Annotated in this window: 16 protein-coding genes; 11 read left to right on the top strand and 5 right to left on the bottom strand. The window is 61.0% G+C overall.

The features are described 5' to 3' along the window. Positions 1-270 precede the first annotated feature (270 nt). Entirely contained in the window at positions 271-768 is a 498-nt protein-coding gene (locus tag LAC81_RS21550; RefSeq protein WP_223729240.1) for an NUDIX hydrolase, read from the top strand. Between the two features lie 79 nt (positions 769-847). On the opposite strand, the gene LAC81_RS21545 is transcribed toward LAC81_RS21550, so the two are convergent. The 3 genes from LAC81_RS21545 to LAC81_RS21535 all read right to left on the bottom strand — a co-directional run bounded on the left by LAC81_RS21545 (position 848) and on the right by LAC81_RS21535 (position 3,565). Next, positions 848-1,120 (bottom strand): hypothetical protein, encoded by a 273-nt coding sequence (locus tag LAC81_RS21545; protein WP_328717755.1) that lies wholly within the window; start codon positions 1,118-1,120, stop codon positions 848-850. Between the two features lie 268 nt (positions 1,121-1,388). Then, positions 1,389-2,258: a DMT family transporter gene (locus LAC81_RS21540; protein WP_223729239.1), complete on the bottom strand. Its 870-nt coding sequence runs from the start codon at positions 2,256-2,258 to the stop codon at positions 1,389-1,391. Between the two features lie 197 nt (positions 2,259-2,455). Further along, on the bottom strand, positions 2,456-3,565 hold the full coding sequence (locus tag LAC81_RS21535) for an NAD(P)-binding domain-containing protein (protein ID WP_223729238.1): 1,110 nt from the start codon (positions 3,563-3,565) through the stop codon (positions 2,456-2,458). A gap of 403 nt (positions 3,566-3,968) precedes the next feature. Between LAC81_RS21535 and LAC81_RS21530 the strand changes: the two genes are divergently transcribed. The 6 genes from LAC81_RS21530 (at position 3,969) to LAC81_RS21505 (ending at position 9,535) form a co-directional block, all read left to right on the top strand. Further along, a complete protein-coding gene (locus LAC81_RS21530) occupies positions 3,969-4,283 on the top strand; it encodes an EthD family reductase (RefSeq protein ID WP_223729237.1) in 315 nt (104 codons plus the stop codon). 109 nt (positions 4,284-4,392) lie between these two features. Next, positions 4,393-5,265 carry an alpha/beta fold hydrolase gene (locus LAC81_RS21525; RefSeq protein ID WP_223729236.1) on the top strand — a complete coding sequence of 291 codons (873 nt, stop codon included), beginning with the start codon at positions 4,393-4,395 and terminating at the stop codon, positions 5,263-5,265. Between the two features lie 340 nt (positions 5,266-5,605). After that, a complete protein-coding gene (locus LAC81_RS21520; RefSeq protein ID WP_223729235.1) occupies positions 5,606-6,157 on the top strand; it encodes a MaoC family dehydratase in 552 nt (183 codons plus the stop codon). Positions 6,158-6,164: 7 nt separating this feature from the next. After that, positions 6,165-7,325 (top strand): CaiB/BaiF CoA transferase family protein, encoded by a 1,161-nt coding sequence (locus tag LAC81_RS21515; protein WP_223729234.1) that lies wholly within the window; start codon positions 6,165-6,167, stop codon positions 7,323-7,325. After that, positions 7,322-8,455 (top strand): extracellular solute-binding protein, encoded by a 1,134-nt coding sequence (locus LAC81_RS21510; protein WP_223729233.1) that lies wholly within the window; start codon positions 7,322-7,324, stop codon positions 8,453-8,455. The genes LAC81_RS21515 and LAC81_RS21510 overlap by 4 nt, the downstream gene beginning before the upstream one ends. Positions 8,456-8,623: 168 nt before the next feature. Continuing rightward, the gene (locus LAC81_RS21505) at positions 8,624-9,535 is read left to right on the top strand and encodes a nucleotidyltransferase and HEPN domain-containing protein (protein ID WP_223729232.1); all 912 of its coding nucleotides are present in this window, start codon (positions 8,624-8,626) and stop codon (positions 9,533-9,535) included. A 33-nt stretch (positions 9,536-9,568) separates the two neighbouring features. Here the strand turns inward: LAC81_RS21505 and LAC81_RS21500 are convergent, their stop codons facing one another. Both LAC81_RS21500 and LAC81_RS21495 read right to left on the bottom strand, forming a co-directional pair. Beyond that, complete coding sequence (locus LAC81_RS21500; RefSeq protein WP_223729231.1) at positions 9,569-10,405, bottom strand: amidohydrolase family protein; 837 nt, start codon at positions 10,403-10,405, stop codon at positions 9,569-9,571. Between the two features lie 77 nt (positions 10,406-10,482). After that, the gene (locus LAC81_RS21495) at positions 10,483-11,271 is read right to left on the bottom strand and encodes an IclR family transcriptional regulator (RefSeq protein ID WP_113537435.1); all 789 of its coding nucleotides are present in this window, start codon (positions 11,269-11,271) and stop codon (positions 10,483-10,485) included. A gap of 167 nt (positions 11,272-11,438) precedes the next feature. On the opposite strand from LAC81_RS21495, the gene LAC81_RS21490 reads away from it, so the two are divergent. The 4 genes from LAC81_RS21490 (at position 11,439) to LAC81_RS21475 (ending at position 15,706) form a co-directional block, all read left to right on the top strand. Continuing rightward, positions 11,439-12,758 carry an ABC transporter substrate-binding protein gene (locus LAC81_RS21490; RefSeq protein WP_223729230.1) on the top strand — a complete coding sequence of 440 codons (1,320 nt, stop codon included), beginning with the start codon at positions 11,439-11,441 and terminating at the stop codon, positions 12,756-12,758. An 81-nt stretch (positions 12,759-12,839) separates the two neighbouring features. Beyond that, positions 12,840-13,736, top strand: a complete 897-nt coding sequence (locus LAC81_RS21485) for a carbohydrate ABC transporter permease (protein WP_112948648.1) — start codon at positions 12,840-12,842, stop codon at positions 13,734-13,736. Then, complete coding sequence (locus LAC81_RS21480) at positions 13,736-14,602, top strand: carbohydrate ABC transporter permease (RefSeq protein ID WP_223729229.1); 867 nt, start codon at positions 13,736-13,738, stop codon at positions 14,600-14,602. Before LAC81_RS21485 ends, LAC81_RS21480 begins: the two co-directional genes overlap by 1 nt. 6 nt (positions 14,603-14,608) lie before the next feature. Then, a complete protein-coding gene (locus LAC81_RS21475; protein ID WP_223729228.1) occupies positions 14,609-15,706 on the top strand; it encodes an ABC transporter ATP-binding protein in 1,098 nt (365 codons plus the stop codon).

Genomic DNA, 15,706 nt, shown 5'->3' with positions numbered 1-15,706 from the left:
TATCAAGGCTCGCATTCCCGAAGACGGCTCCTTGGTTGCGGGCGCTTTTTCACCGGTTCATTTCCGTGCGACACTTACGATGCCGCTAAGGGTCGCCGAGACGGTTGATGCGGCCGGGGCGGTTGCTCGCTGAAAGGACAAGGCAGCAAGACGTGCAATGAGGGCGTTTCCCCTCTCATTTTTCAATCGCTCATTGCGAGACGGAGCGTCACATATCTGTCATAAATGCGGTCAAGATTCTGGCTGCAATCCATCGGGACCGAGAGAGAAATGTCCGAGCAAATCTCGCTGGTATGCGACGCGCTGCCGCAAAATGCTGCTCGTTCAATCACATGTGTCCAACAGGCCGGCGCGATCTGTTTTCGGGTCGCAGCAGATGGTCATCCGGAAGTGTTGCTCGTCACGAGCCGCCGCAACGGCCGTTGGGGGATCCCGAAGGGCCGCATAGAGGGGGGCGAAACGTCCTGCGCTGCGGCCGTGCGTGAGGCAATGGAAGAAGCTGGCGTAGGAGGTCAAGTGTCGAGCGAGGCAATTGGCTCGTTCCTTTATACCAAGGACGGTGCCGATCTCAGCTATCACCTCAACGTTCATCTGCTCGAAGTTCAGGAAATTCTGGCGGACTTCCCCGAGAGGCAAAGTCGCAAACTGAAATGGGCTCCGCTTGAAACTGCGGCCCAGGAGGTTTCTCAGCCGAAGCTTCGCGATCTGCTGTTGTTTCTGGTTGCGGAAAATCGGCTGCGTGTCGTGTTCGAGCTCGAGGCGCAATAGCGCCGCCGCTGTCGCCGCCGGTCGGGGCTTGATGCGACACTAGCTCGCCATGTCGATGAAAGTGACGCCGTTGGCGGGCTCAGTTTGCAGTTTTTGCTCGTTGCAGGAGAACCTGCATTTCCTGAAATCGTCTCTTGCGCACGGGATCGTCTTCGTCGGCCGAGTAGCAAATGCGCGAAACGCAGAAGCGCAGGATCTTTTTCGGCGCGCTCGTCTTGTCGAACTCGCATTCGAAGGTGTCTGTCATGTCTGCCTTCTTCGTGTCGGCTCTCTCGGCATACTTGAAGCGTGCTCCAGGCGGCTCGATCTCGGGAAAGGACTGCACCACCCCGACATTGAGGGTATTGACCATGAAGAAATTCCTGGCGACCGCCATGCAGGTCGACTCAAGGTCGGGGCTTTGCGCGTATGCAGGCCCTGCTGCGATACATAGGACTGGGAGAAGCCATTTCATCGCACACTCCATCCACAGGGAACCTGCCCGCTCGGACTGTTGCGACAACACGAAAGTGGGGCAATTGTTCCATCGTGGGCGCTTGGGGCTGGTGGGGGCGCGAACCCGGAAACCCAGCAGCCCGACTTTGATCGCAAAGTGCGCCGGTAATCCGATCAGGATCGGCTTATGAGCGTTTGGTCAGTTGGTGTTCGCGCCAGATCGTGAAAAGGCCTGCACCGACAACGATGAGGGCGCCGACGATCATGTTGTGCGTGATCGTTTCGCCAAACAGCAGGACGGCGAACATCACGTTGAGAACCAGCTGAAAATAGGTGACCGGCTGGACTTCGGCAGCAGGCAGCAGGCCATAGGCCCGGATGAGGAAATAGTGGCTGAGCGTGCCGCAGACGCAAAGGGCCACCAAGGCTAACCAATCGGATGGGACGACTTCGGTCCAGTAGAACGGGCCGATCAGCGAAATCGCCAGCGCCCCGACGACGCCCGCGTAAAAGAGGCTCGTTACCGCGGAATCTTCGCGACTGACGGCACGCGTGGCGATACTGTAGAGCGCGAAGAGCACGGAGGCGACAAGCGGCAAGAGTAGCGACATGTCGAAGTGAACATTCACCGGATTGATGATCACCAGGACGCCGGCGAGGCCAACCAGTACCGCCGTGCCGCGCCGCCATCCAACCACCTCTCCAAGCAGAGGGATCGACAGGATGGTGATGATCAGTGGCGTTGCCTGGAAGATCGACTGGCTCATGGCGAGCCCGGCGTGAACGTAGGAAAAGACGATGACGACGATCTCTGCGACCAGCAGAAGGCCACGAATGACCTGCAGCCAGGGATGCCGCGTTTGAATCGATCCGCGAAGGCCCCCGGGAGACGACGCGGCAAAGGCAAACACGAAGAGAGCGAAGGCCCAGAAGCGGATCATCGTGATGAAGAGCGCCGGGTAACGATCACCCAGATACTTGGTTATCGCGTCCTGCCCCGCGAAGATGCAGATGGCGAGGAAGGCAAACAAATAGCCGCGGGTCTTGGGGCTCATCACACTAAAAACTCAGAATCGTTCGCCACTTGATTAGCATAGTCGTTTCGTGAGCGCTCGAACCAAACGATGGGATCCTCCTCAGCGCATTTCACATGGGAGCGTGACGAGATGGTTCGGCTTGCTCGCGCAATCGTTTCGATGCCGCGTCGCTTCACACAAGAACGGCCACTCGACCGGTGGCGCTTTCGCTCACATCAGATCAGGCCGAGATGGGTGGCCAGTTCCCTTGCTGCTGCGCCGCCCGCCCTGTTTGCCCCGATCGTCGAAGCCGAGGGGCCGTAGCCGACCAGGTGGATGCGCGGGTCCTTTTCAACCCGCGTCGCGAGGCGTCCGCCCATGACGATGCCGCCATCGTTCCCGCGCAGTTGCAGCGGCGCGAGATGATCGAGCGAACTGCGAAAGCCCGTAGCCCAGAGAATGACGTCGGCTTTCTGTTCCGTTCCATCCGGCCAGCGTACGGCGTGAGGGAGGATCTCGTTGAACATCGGCCGGCGGTTCAGCGCCCCACGGGCCGCTGCGGCCCGCAACGCCGGGGTCCACGGAATTCCGGTGACGGACACCACCGACCCCGGCACCAGGCCACTCCTTACCCTTTCTTCAACGGCAGCGACGGCGGCGCGGCCGTCTTCCGGGGTGAACGGCCCGTCGTGAAACCGTGGCTCTTGGCGCGTGACCCAGGTTGTCGTCGTCACTTGCGAGATTTCGTCGAGATGCTGAAGTGCCGAGATGCCACCGCCGACGACAATCACATGTTTGCCCGCAAACGCAGCCGCCGTTTGATAGTCGCGGGAGTGAAGCTGCTGTCCTTCGAAACGATCGGCGCCGGGATAGATGGGAATGGAAGGGGTTTCCCAAGTGCCTGTGGCGTTGACAAGCCCCTGGGCAGAGAAAGTCTCGCGGTCGGTTTCCACCCGAAGCCGGCCGAAGCGTTCGCAGACCACTTTGACTGCGACCGGGCGATAGATCGGCAGTCGGAATTTCTCTTCATAGGCGGCGTAGTAGTTGGGAACCGCCGTCGAAGCCCGCGCCTCTGTTTCGCCAACCGGAACAACTTCGGCAAATTCCATGCCCGGCAGGTCGTGGAGGCGGTTGACCGTGCTCAGCGTCAGTGACGGCCAGCGGTGCTGCCAGGCGCCGCCGGGTTTGTCGTTCTTGTCGAGGACGATAAAGTTCCGGCCCGGCTGAAGGCCGAGTTTCATCAGGTGATAGGCCGATGACAGCCCGGCCTGCCCGGCGCCAATCACGACAATGTTGACCTTGATCGCGGTCTGAAGCGTAGCATTCGTTGACGTCGTGGATGGCATGGCAGCAGTCGATCCTGATCTTTGGGCCCGGCAGGTCGGCTGCCCCGTGCGGCGCAAACCTTATGCTCTTCTGCGCATCCATGTGGTCCCATGCAGCCGGAAGCACAATCCCGTGGCCGGCGTCGGTCGGGGGAATTCCTCCATCGCGATGCCGGTCAGAAAAGTCTTCTTCGCCGCGATCCGTTTCCGCGCTCCGGATCGTCCTTGGCATATCCGAAACCGAAGGAGCCATGCCATGGCCGACGAGCCTGCCATCCGGAGCAATTTGCGGCAGCAAACGCCACGGAAACGGGAAGCGCCGACCCGTGCATGAAAGTCCTTTCCCGATGATTGCGCTGGTGAGCGTGGCTCGACAAAGAAAGCCTCCTTGCCTGCGGGACACAACAGACAAAGGAGAACCACAATGGCTCATATGATTGTGATCTATCCGACGCCTGCGGATATCGAGGCGTTTGATCGGCACTACTTCGACATTCACGTGCCTCTCGCCAAGAAGCTCCCGGGGCTCCGCAAATACGAAGTCAGTCAAGGTCCCATTGCAACGCCGGCAGGCGTCCCCGATGTCTATCGGATCGGGACGTTGCATTTCGACGACCTCGCTGCGCTCAAAAGAGCATTTGCGAGCCCGGAGGGACAAGCGGCCGCTGCTGATCGAAGGCTCTTCGCACCTGATGCTTCGGGCGTGCAAATGTACCTGTTTGACAACAGGGAAGTCTGAGATCGACTTGGTTCGAACCTCTCGGGCACGTGGCGCAGGTGGCGGCAAGCCCGCCGGTCACCCAGGCAGTCACTTGAAGCAACGACATCAGATCAAGGAAGGCGCAGCAATGACCGCATCCAAGGCAGTTTTCGCCCTGATCCACGGCGGTTGGCACAACCATTCGTCCTGGAGCAAGGTCACTCCATTCCTGGAAGCACAGGGCTTCACCGCCTTGACGATCGACCTCCCAGGAGCGGGCGTGCACGCGCTTGCGCCAACGTCACGCGATCATCGTCCGTTCGACCCGGTTGCTTTCGCCAGTGAGCGCTCGCCGGTTGCCGAGGCAACCCAGGAAGAGCGGACCGAAGCGGTGATCGCCTTGGTGAAACAAGCCGCGCCGCTTGGCAGCGGCAAGGTGATATTGGTCGGGCATTCCGCCGGTGGCATGACGGTTTCCGCGGTTGCCGAGCGGGTTCCGGAACTGCTTCTCGCAGTCGTCTATCTTGCTGGCTTCATGGTGCCGAAGGGCATGCCGTTGCTCACCATGCTTCAGCACGAAACCATGTCTTCGGCGCTAGCGCCCAAACTGTTCATCGGCGACCCCATCGCCATCGGCGCAACGCGGATACACGCCGGATCGACCGACGAGGCCTACCGGGCTTTGCTGAAGGCATCGTTCTACGCCGACGTGCCGGAGGCCGACTTTGCGCAGGCCGCTTCGCAGCTTCATTGCGACGAATCCAACGCCGGCGCGCTGGCTCCATCGGAGATTACGCCCGGAAGATTTGGCTCGGTGCCGCGCCACTACATCCGCTGCACCCGGGATTGCGCAGTTCCCCTATCCGGTCAGGATCATATGATTGCGACGGTCGACGGTTCCATTGGCGGCAAAACGATCACCCACACATTGGAAAGCAGTCATTCGCCGTTCCTGTCCCAGCCGGCCAACTTGTCGAAGATCCTTGTCGACATCGCTCTCCGATCGAACACCGCACAGTAGCTCGATCGACAGTGACGAATGCCAAGGCGGACTGAAGGCGCGGCAGGCCGCCTTCGGCGCTGCCGTGTGTGTGGCTGAACCAGCGATCGCTCGGCTGATCTTCCTCGGGACATTTCCACGGTAGCCGCGCCATGTCCGCGTAGGTGAGGGCCGGACGCGCAGCCCTTGCTCTTTGCAAATGTGTCTTTCTTTCGCCGAAGACCCGAGTCTCTTGCAATGTTGACCCATATGTGAGTAAGCTATTTATATAAGAAGATATCTGGTTTTGCTCGCGGAGCGTTTCTGCTCCGGCAACCAAAACCAGGGACTGACTTAGCTATCGCTGCGCAAGGGTCTGCTCATGCATGAATTCACACCCACCGTCGGTGTTTCCTCGACGCATCCCACGGATATGCCGCAAGACCATGCCGCCTTGCCGGTTTGGAACGCGGAAAACTGGTTCTATGAGGATTGGCCCGTCGGCCAACGCATCCGGTCTCTGCGCCGGACGATCGCCGAGGGCGACAGTCACCTGTTCAACACGCTGGTGGTCGACATCCACCCCTACGTCCAGGACCAGATGTTTGCCGAGCGCGACGGCATGTTCGGCCGCCGTCTCGTTGCCGGCGCCTTCGTATTCTCCGCGGGGCTCGGGCTCGTTGCGACCAATTGCGTCAACGCCTTTTCCTACGGCTACGACAAGCTGCGCTTCATCAAGCCGGTCTTCATCAGCGACACGATCTACACGATCCGAACCAACATGGACAAAAGCCCGCGCTACAAGGAGCTCGGGCTCATCCGAGCCAGCTACCAGGTCTTCAAGGGCGAGGGGGAGCTGGTGCTCTACTGCGAGCACTTGCAAACCGTGAAGTACAAGAACCCCGCCGATTTTGTTGGCAAGACCGAGAAATAAGATACCGATGACCGAAACAAACGAACTGCCGCTCTCGGGCCTTGTCGTGGTCGACATGAGCCAGTTTCTTTCCGGCCCCTATTGCTCCCTGCGCCTCATGGATCTCGGTGCACGCGTCATCAAGATCGAGCGCCCCGACGGTGGCGACCTGTCGCGCCGGCTCTATCTGAGCGACACCGAGATCGGCGGCGACTCGACGATCTTCCATGCGATCAATCGCGCCAAGGAGAGTCTCGCGATCGACCTCAAGAACGAGGCCGACCTTGCGGCCTTGAAGACGCTGCTCGCCAAGGCCGACGTCCTCATCCAGAACTTCCGGCCCGGCGTCATTCAGCGCCTCGGGCTCGACTATGAGGCGGTCAAGGCGATCAATCCGAAGATCGTCTATGCCTCGATCAGCGGTTACGGGGAGGAGGGCCCCTGGGTGAAGCGTCCGGGGCAGGATCTGCTTGCGCAATCCCGCTCCGGCGTGATGTGGCTGAATGGCGACGAAGGGCAGGGGCCGGTTCCCTTCGGTCTGGCGATCGGCGACATGCTCGCCGGTGCTGCGGCGGCGCAAGGCATTCTCGCCGCTCTGGTTCGCCGCGGCATCAGTGGCAAGGGGAGCCTGATCGAAACCAGCCTGCTCGAGGCGCTGGTAGACTTCCAGTTCGAGGTGCTGACCACGCACTTGAACGACGGTCGCCGGCTTCCGGCCCGGTCCGGCTTCCGCAGCGCCCATGCCTATCTGTCGGCGCCTTACGGGGTCTATCCGGCCAAGGACGGCTATCTCGCCATCGCCATGACGCCGATCCCCAAGCTCGCGGATCTCCTGGAAATGCCCGAGCTTGACGCCTATCGCGACGACCCGGCGACCTGGTTCTCCGAGCGGGACAGGATCAAGGCGCTGATCGCCAAGCGGATCGCCGAAAATACCATCGACCATTGGCTTGGTGTCCTTGAGCCAGCAGACATCTGGTGCGCCCGAGTTTTGAACTGGAACGAACTGCTCGAAAGCGAAGGTTTTCGCGTGCTCGACATGCTGCAGACGGTGGTGCGCGAGGACGATGTTTCAATTCTGACCACGCGGTCGCCGCTTAGGGTCAACGGCAAGCGTGCCCAGGTGGATCGTGCCGCTCCGCGGATCGGCGAGCATAGCACCTCGATCCGAGAGGAGTTCGGCCTGTGAGCAACACATTGAAGGGTATGACCTGGAGCCACCCGCGCGGCTACGACCCGATGATCGCCTGTTCCCGACTTTGGCAGCAACGCACCGGCACAACGGTGGAATGGGACAAGCGCTCGCTGCAGGATTTCGAGACCTATCCCGTCGAAGATCTGGCGCGGGCCTATGACCTGATCGTCATCGACCATCCCCATGTCGGCCAGATCACCAAGGAAGAGTGCCTGGCACCGCTCGATATCGCCGGCCGGGAGGCCGAACGGAACGCGCTCTTGGATGGAAGCGTCGGACGTTCCTACCCGAGCTATACTTGGCACGGTCGGCAATGGGCCTTTCCGATCGACGCGGCAACCCAGGTTCAGGCGTGGCGCCCGGACCGGACGGACCGTATGGACAGCTGGACCGATATGTTGGCGCTCGCGCGACAGGGACGAGTGGCGTTGCCGATGCGCCCGCCGCATTCCCTGATGTGTTTCTACACGCTTGCCGCAAATCTTGGCCACCCCTGCCGCAGCGATGGTACTGGCCCGCTGATCGATGCTGAAGCGGGCATCGACGGCTTCGAACGCCTGCGCCAACTGACGGAACTGATTGATCCCGGCTGCTTCTCGATGGATCCGATCGCCGTGCTCGAGGCGATGAGCGACCCGGCTTCGAAGGTTGTCTGCGCGCCGCTGATCTACGGCTATGTTAGCTACGCGATGCCGGGCTTTCGACCGTCTCTCGTAAAGTTCGGCGATATTCCTGTTGCCGGAACCATTGGTCCGTCCGGCTCGGCCTTGGGTGGTACGGGCATCGCGGTTTCGGCCTTCTCGGAATCACGCGATGCCGCGATAGATTTCGCCTATTTCGTCGCGAGTGGCGAGGTTCAACGCGGCGCCTATGCCGCCCGCGGGCAGCCTGGCCATGCGGCCGCCTGGGATGACGACGTCGTCAATGCCGCGACCTCGGACTTCTATCGCTCCACGCGCAAGACGCTGGAGAAAGCCTGGGTTCGGCCAAGGCACGATGGCTACATGGCCTTCCAGCAGGCGGCCTCCGATCGCATCAATGATGGCCTCACGTACAGGGATGCGGCGCCAAGGGTCGTCGATGATCTCAACCGGCTGTTTGCGGCGAGCTTTGTACCCGCTTGATCAGCCGGGGAGCGCTGTCCGCGCTGGGCGACAGCGTCTTCGATCTAGGTGGATAAAGGGCGGTGCACACAGGAGGGTGGCAACGAGATCCGCGCCGCCGATCCCAGGCGAGTCTTACTCATAATTCCTGTAGTAGACGAGGAGTTGTCTTTATCCTATCGGTTGCATATGAAAACCAGCCTCGACCATCTGCCCGAGAAGAAGCAGCGCGAGCTTGCCCGCGTCGTGGAGATCATTCACGAGGAATTTGCCGATGCGCTCGAGGGAAGTTCGTCCGACTTCAAGAAGCGCGGGCGGATCCTGAAAATCATAATGTTTGGTTCCTACGCCCGCGGCACTTATGTCGACGAGCCGCACACGATGAAGGGTTACCGCTCGGATTACGATATCCTCGTCATCGTCAATTCGAAGAAGCTCGCGGATCCGGAGTACTGGGACAAGACGACCGACCGGCTGATGTGGGACAAGAGTGTCTCGACACCGGTTGGATTGATCGTCCATGGCGCCCGCGAGGTGAATAACTTCCTTGCGGACGGACAATATTTCTTCCTCGACATTCTGCGCGAGGGCGTCGTGCTCTACGAGTTGGATGACCGGCCGTTGGCCGAGCCGAGACGGCTCTCGCCTGCCGATGCACTCAGGGTAGCGAAGGAGCATTTCGACAGCAAACTTTCGGCGACGTTGAGCTTTCTGGATACCGCGCAGTATCTGGTGAGGAAAGGCCAGCTCAAGCATTCGTCATTCGAACTCCACCAGTCCATCGAGACGGCCTACTCGTGTCTTCTCCTCACCCTAACCAACTACAGCCCACCTTCGCATAACCTCAAATTCCTCCGGGGTCTTGCCGAGGATCGTGACCAGCGCCTTGTCGATGTCTGGCCGCGCGACCAGCATCGCTTTGTGGCCTGGTACAACGTTCTCAATGAAGCCTATGTTAAGGCACGCTACTCGAAGCAGTTCGACATCTCCGAGGAGGCGCTCGGATGGCTTATCGAGCGGACGGAGCTTCTCCTTCGACTCGTTGAGGCGGTCTGTGAGGAGCGGTTGACCGAGTTGGCTCGAGCAGTGGACGTCACCTGACGCCCGCTTGTCTCGGAGCCCCCTAGTCTTAGTCTACGCGAGCTTCCAGATTCGGCGTGCATTGTCGGCGAGCAGCTTGCGCTTCTCCGCAGCACTGCAGCCTTCGAGAAGCGCGTGGGTGGCGCCGACCCAGGTCGAAAGATTGCCGCCGAGCGTGCAGACCGGCCAGTCGCTTCCCCAGACCGCCCGGTCCCAGCCGAAGGCGCCGATGGTGTGCTCGACATAGGGGCGCAACGTTTGAACCTGCCAGGCTTCGTCCGCATAGGCGACGACGCCGGAGATCTTCGCCGTGACATTCGGCCGGCGCGCGATCTCGCTCATGTGCTCGCGCCAGGGATGCTCGGCGCCGGCGCGAATGTCGGGGACGCCGCAATGGTCGAGAATGAACTGAACGTCGGGCGCGAGATCGGCAAGCGCGATCGCCTTTCCGATCTGGTGCGGCAGGACGCAGAGGTCGAAGGTGCAGCGGCGGCCGCCGAGCTTGCGGATGTTGTCGCGAAAGCGTGATGCTTCGGACAGTTCATCCGGCATGACATGCAGCACCCTGCGGAAGCCCTTGACGAAGCCATTCGCTTCCTGGCGCTCCAGATAGGCTTCGAATCCATCGCCCTCGGGGCGGCAGGCGGCAATGGCGCCCTTGAGCAGGCTGTCCGGCCCGCGCGAGAGCCGTTCGATCTCTGCCGTTTCCTTCTCGATTTCCGAAGGCTCGACATCGACCTCCATGTGCAGGGAGGCTTCGATGCCGAGCCGGCGCGCTTCCCGTTCATAGGTTGCGTAAAGGAAGTCGTGGTCGAGCGCCGGTACGCCTGAGAGCCAAGGATAGGTGAGCTTGGACCTGTCGATCAGGTGAAGATGGGTGTCGATGATCAAGGCGCTTCTCCTCCGGATAGAATTCTTACATAAGAATTGACTATTCAAATAAGAATTAGTGCCGTCTCATGCGGTCGTCAATCGGCTGCCGGAACCACATCCGAGCCTGCAAGCGTCGACAGTTGTTCGGCTGTTTTCAGCAGCAGGGCGATGGTTTCGGTGATATCCGGCGCCGAAGGCGCGTTGACGAGCGCGATATAGGGCACGGTCAACGCAGCAATGCCGCGACCGTCGGGGCCAAGGATCGGTGCCGAGAGGTTATAGACGCCGGCTGTCTGCGCACTCGCCATCATCTCGTAGCCTCGCTCGCGAATCTGGTCGAGGCGTGCGTAGAACTCCGGCCCGCGCGGGACCTCGTCTTTGCTCTTGGCATGTTCGGTAATCATCATCTCGCGCTCTTCGGCAGAGCGGAAGGCGAGCAGGATATGGCCGGAACCGGTATCGAACAGGCTGATGTGCGAGCCGACCCGGATCGAAATTCCCCAGTAATCAGGGGCTTCCTGCTGGGCAATCACCACGGCCGAGCCGCGATCAAAGACGGCCAAGTGGTTTGCCTGCTTGGAGCGCTGCGCCAGGTCGCGCATCAACGGTGTCGCATAGGAAGCGAGCCTGCGCACCGGTGCATGCAGCTGCGAAAGCCCGAACAGTTTCAAAGTCAGGGAATAGCGATCGCCGTCAATGCGGGTGACGTAGCCGCGCCGCACCAGCCGGTCGAGCATGCGGTAAAACTCGTTGGGGCTGCGGTTCAGGCGCTTGGAGATTTCCGCCTGCGTCAGGCCGCCGTCGACGCTGGCGAGCAGCTCGAGAATGTCGAGCCCCTTGTCGAGGGCGGGCGCGCGATAGCGGTCAGACTCTTCGGTGTCCATGGGATCCCTCCTTGGTGAATATTCATATCCATATACGCAGAGAAAGGCGCCGACAAAGGAAAGTTCTCCCTTGACGCTGGATAAATTTATTGTTTGTATATGAATTAGTTTCTCACAAATGAGAAAATTGCGCCAGGATGAGGGCGTGAACCCAGGGAGGAGTGGAGATGAGAAGGCTGCTATCCGGCGTGTCCGCCGGAGTCATCATGCTTGCCGCGGGACTGGGGTCGGCTATGGCCGCCGACCTGCCCGGCAAGTTCGAGGGCGTCACGATTGACGCCAAGCTGATCGGCGGACAGCAATACGAAAAGCTCTATGAGCGGATCGGCGAATGGGAGAAGGCGACCGGCGCCAAGGTCAACATCCTGTCGAAGAAGAATCACTTCGAACTCGACAAGGAAATCAAATCGGACATCGCGACCGGCGGCGTCAGCTGGTGCGTAGGCTCCAACCATTCCTCCTTCGCTCCGCAATATCCTGACATCTATACCGACCTCCTGGCGCTGCTGCCGCCGGAAGAGATCGCCAAGTTCGTGCCGGCGCTGATCGACGCTTCGACGCTCGACGGCAAGCTGGTGATGCTGCCGCGCGCCCAATTCGACGTGTCGGCGCTCTACTACCAGAAGAGCCTCTACCAGGACGAAGCCAAGAAGGCCGCCTTCAAGGCGAAATACGGCTACGATCTCGCGCCGCCGGACACTTGGGCCCAGGTCAGCGATCAGGCTGAGTTCTTCGCCACACCGCCGAATTTCTACGGCACGCAGTTTGCCGGCAAGGAAGAGGCGATCAACGGCCGCTTCTATGAAATGCTGGTTGCCGAAGGTGGCGAGTACCTCGACAAGGACGGCCGCCCGGCCCTCAATTCCGAAGCCGGTGTCCGTGCGCTCGACTGGTTCGTCAAGCTCTACAAGGACAAGGCCGTACCGCCGGGCACGACCAACTACCTCTGGGATGACCTCGGCCAGGGCTTTGCCTCGGGCTCGATCGCCCTCAATCTCGACTGGCCTGGCTGGGCAAGCTTCTTCAACGACCCGAAGTCGTCCAAGGTTGCCGGCAATGTCGGCGTGAAGGTGCAGCCGGCCGGTTCTTCCGGCAAGCGCACCGGCTGGTCGGGCCATCACGGCTTCTCGGTCACCGAGGATTGCGCCAACAAGGAAGCGGCCGCTTCGCTCGTCTGGTGGCTGACCAACGAGGATAGCCAGAAGCTGGAATCGGCTGCCGGCCCGTTGCCGACCCGGACTGCCGTCTGGGAATACAACATCAAGCAAGCCGAGGGCGACGCCTACAAGACGGAAGTGCTGCAGGCTTTCCAGGAAGCCGCAAAGCATGCCTTCCCGGTTCCGAAGACCGCCGAATGGATCGAAATCTCCAACGCCGTCTATCCTGAACTCCAGGCCGCCATCCTCGGCGACAAGACGTCGAAGGAAGCCCTTGATGCCGCCGCCGCAAAGGCGACCGGCATTCTGGAAGACGCCGGCAAGCTCTGATCGATACCAACGAGGCGGCGCCGATGCCTTAAAGGCGACGGCGCCGCCTCGGCCATTTCATGCAATCCTCAGGACTGCCCGATGAAGCTCAAGAAATTGTCAGCGCCGGCCCTGCTTCTGCTGCCGGCCTTTGTCGTGCTCGCGGCGGTGATCGTCTTGCCGCTGCTCTTTTCCTTCTATTCGAGCTTCACGCCTTTCCGTTTGACCAAGCCGGAGACGCTGTGGGTCTTCGTCGGCCTGCGCAATTACGCGACCGTTCTCGGCAACACCGAGTTCTGGGTCGCCTTCGGGCGCACCGTGCTGCTGCTGACGGTAGCGTTGAACGCCGAGATGCTGCTCGGCCTCGGCCTGGCGCTGCTCGTCAACAAGGCGACCCATGGTCAGCGCCTGCTGCGCACCATGATGATGTTTCCGATGATGTTTTCGCCCGTGCTCGTCGGCTTCCAGTTCAAATTCCTGTTCAACGACAATATCGGCTTCGTCAACAATGCGCTGCAGTCGCTGGGACTGACGGATCAGGCGATCCCGTGGCTGATCGACGGCAATCTGGCGCTCCTCTCGATCATCATCGCTGAAGTCTGGTCCTCGACCGCAGTCTTCGCCATCCTGATCCTCGCCGGCCTGCTTGCCATGCCGAAGGATCCGGTGGAGGCCGCCCATGTCGATGGCTGCACGCCCTGGCAGACCTTCCGCTATGTCACCTGGCCCTATCTCATGCCGTTCGCCTTCATCGCCATGACGATCCGTTCGCTCGACGTCGCGCGCGCCTATGACATCGTCAAGATCATGACAGACGGGGGGCCGGCCAAGCGCACCGAGCTGCTGTGGACGCTGGTCGGTCGCACGGCTTATGCCGATGCCCGCATGGGGCTCGCCAACGCCATGGCCTATGTCGCGATCCTCTTGTCGATTGTCTTCACCGTCTATTTCTTCCGCAAGCTCGCCGCAGCGCGCCAGCAGATCGGAGCCGAGTGGTAATGGATATCAACGCTTCGCACCGCCTGCGCCGCCGCCTGTTAAAGACGATGCACCTGATCGGCCTGTTCCTCGCAATGGCCGTGATCTGCCTCCCCGGCCTCTGGATCGTGCTCTCGTCGCTGCGCCCGACCGTCGAGATCATGGCGAAACCGCCGGTCTGGATCCCCGAGAGCATTTCGCTCGATGCCTATCGCGCCATGTTTTCGGGCGCAGGTCAGGGCGGCGTTCCCGTCTGGGACTATTTCCGCAATTCGTTGATCATCTCGGTGACGTCAACGGTGATCGCGCTCGCGATCGGCATGGCCGGCGGCTACGCCTTTGCCCGCTATCGTTTCAAGGCGAAGTCGGCGATCTTCCTCGGCTTCATGCTGACACGGGCGGTGCCCGGCATCGCGCTCTCGCTGCCGCTCTTCATGCTCTACGCCCGCACCGGCATCATCGATACCCACTTTTCGCTGATCCTGACTTACGTTGCGCTCAACGTGCCCTTCACCATCTGGCTGATCGACGGCTTCTTTCGCCAGGTGCCGAAGGATCTCGCTGAAGCCGCCCAGATCGACGGCTGTACGCCCTGGCAGGCCTTCTGGCAGGTGGAGTTTCCGTTGGCCGGCCCCGGCATTGCATCCGCCGGCATCTTTGCGTTCCTGACGTCCTGGAACGAATATGCGCTCGCCTCGCAGATCACCCGCTCGGTCAATTCCAAGACCCTGCCGGTCGGGCTGCTCGACTATACCGCCGAATTCACCATCGACTGGCGCGGCATGTGTGCGCTCGCCGTCGTGATGATCATACCGGCGCTGACCCTTACCTTCATCATTCAGAAGCACCTCGTTTCGGGCCTCACCTTCGGCGCGGTAAAAGGATAATCGTTCATGGCTCCTGTTACCCTCAGGAAACTGGTCAAGCGCTACGGCGCGCTCGAGGTCGTCCACGGCATCGACCTCGAAGTGAAGGACCGCGAGTTCATCGCGCTCGTCGGCCCCTCGGGCTGCGGCAAGTCGACGACGCTGCGGATGATCGCCGGCCTCGAGGACGTCAGCGACGGCGCCATCGAAATCGGCGGAAAGAAGGTCAACGACCTGCCGCCGAGGGCGCGCAACATCTCCATGGTCTTCCAGTCCTATGCGCTCTATCCGCACATGACGGTCGCTGAAAACATGGGTTTCTCGCTGAAGATTGCCGGGCGCTCGGCAGACGAAATCAAGACGCGGGTCGACGAGGCCGCCGCCATCCTCGATCTCGGCCATCTCCTGGAGCGCCGCCCGTCGCAGCTTTCCGGCGGCCAGCGCCAGCGTGTTGCCATGGGACGGGCGATCGTGCGTCAGCCTGATGTCTTCCTGTTCGACGAGCCTCTGTCGAACCTCGACGCCAAGCTCAGGACGCAAGTCCGCACCGAGATCAAGAAGCTGCACGCCCGCATGCAGGCAACGATGATCTATGTCACCCACGATCAGGTCGAGGCGATGACGCTATCGGACCGCATCGTGATCATGCGCGACGGATACATCGAACAGGTCGGCACACCTGAAGAGGTGTTCCAACGCCCGGCCACCAAATTCGTCGCCGGCTTCATCGGCTCGCCGCCGATGAACATGGACGAGGCGATCGTCGACAACGGCGCGCTGGTCTTTGTAAGCGGCGCACGGCTGCCGATCCCGCCGCGCTTTGCCAAGGCACTGCGTCCGGGCCAGAAGGTCACGTTCGGCCTGAGGCCCGACGACATCTATCCAAGCGGCCATGGCCTGCATGCCGGCGATCCGGCGGCCGTGCACGAGGTGGAACTGCCGGTTACGATCACCGAACCGCTCGGCAACGAGACGCTCGTCTTCATTCAATTCAACGGCCGCGACTGGGTGTCGCGCATGCTCAACCCACGCCCGCTCGCCTCGGGCGAGAAGGTGCGCATGAGCTTCGACCTCTCGCGCGCCCATCTCTTCGAAATCGATACCGGCAAGGCTCTGGAAGGCTGA

The sequence above is a fragment of the Ensifer adhaerens genome (assembly GCF_020035535.1).
GTDB lineage: Bacteria > Pseudomonadota > Alphaproteobacteria > Rhizobiales > Rhizobiaceae > Ensifer.
The sequence above is the reverse complement of the archived record's forward strand: the minus strand, read 5'-3'. Positions and strand labels throughout refer to the sequence as shown.

What these genes read in the sequence shown, in the direction of transcription:
- LAC81_RS21475 (WP_223729228.1), top strand. Translation starts at nt 14,609, where the DNA reads ATGGCTCCTGTTACCCTCAGGAAACTGGTCAAGCGCTACGGCGCGCTC.
- LAC81_RS21545 (WP_328717755.1), bottom strand. Translation starts at nt 1,120, where the DNA reads ATGGTCAATACCCTCAATGTCGGGGTGGTGCAGTCCTTTCCCGAGATC.
- LAC81_RS21485 (WP_112948648.1), top strand. Translation starts at nt 12,840, where the DNA reads ATGAAGCTCAAGAAATTGTCAGCGCCGGCCCTGCTTCTGCTGCCGGCC.
- LAC81_RS21530 (WP_223729237.1), top strand. Translation starts at nt 3,969, where the DNA reads ATGGCTCATATGATTGTGATCTATCCGACGCCTGCGGATATCGAGGCG.
- LAC81_RS21525 (WP_223729236.1), top strand. Translation starts at nt 4,393, where the DNA reads ATGACCGCATCCAAGGCAGTTTTCGCCCTGATCCACGGCGGTTGGCAC.
- LAC81_RS21515 (WP_223729234.1), top strand. Translation starts at nt 6,165, where the DNA reads ATGACCGAAACAAACGAACTGCCGCTCTCGGGCCTTGTCGTGGTCGAC.
- LAC81_RS21490 (WP_223729230.1), top strand. Translation starts at nt 11,439, where the DNA reads ATGAGAAGGCTGCTATCCGGCGTGTCCGCCGGAGTCATCATGCTTGCC.
- LAC81_RS21520 (WP_223729235.1), top strand. Translation starts at nt 5,606, where the DNA reads ATGCATGAATTCACACCCACCGTCGGTGTTTCCTCGACGCATCCCACG.
- LAC81_RS21505 (WP_223729232.1), top strand. Translation starts at nt 8,624, where the DNA reads ATGAAAACCAGCCTCGACCATCTGCCCGAGAAGAAGCAGCGCGAGCTT.
- LAC81_RS21535 (WP_223729238.1), bottom strand. Translation starts at nt 3,565, where the DNA reads ATGCCATCCACGACGTCAACGAATGCTACGCTTCAGACCGCGATCAAG.
- LAC81_RS21495 (WP_113537435.1), bottom strand. Translation starts at nt 11,271, where the DNA reads ATGGACACCGAAGAGTCTGACCGCTATCGCGCGCCCGCCCTCGACAAG.
- LAC81_RS21480 (WP_223729229.1), top strand. Translation starts at nt 13,736, where the DNA reads ATGGATATCAACGCTTCGCACCGCCTGCGCCGCCGCCTGTTAAAGACG.
- LAC81_RS21550 (WP_223729240.1), top strand. Translation starts at nt 271, where the DNA reads ATGTCCGAGCAAATCTCGCTGGTATGCGACGCGCTGCCGCAAAATGCT.
- LAC81_RS21540 (WP_223729239.1), bottom strand. Translation starts at nt 2,258, where the DNA reads ATGAGCCCCAAGACCCGCGGCTATTTGTTTGCCTTCCTCGCCATCTGC.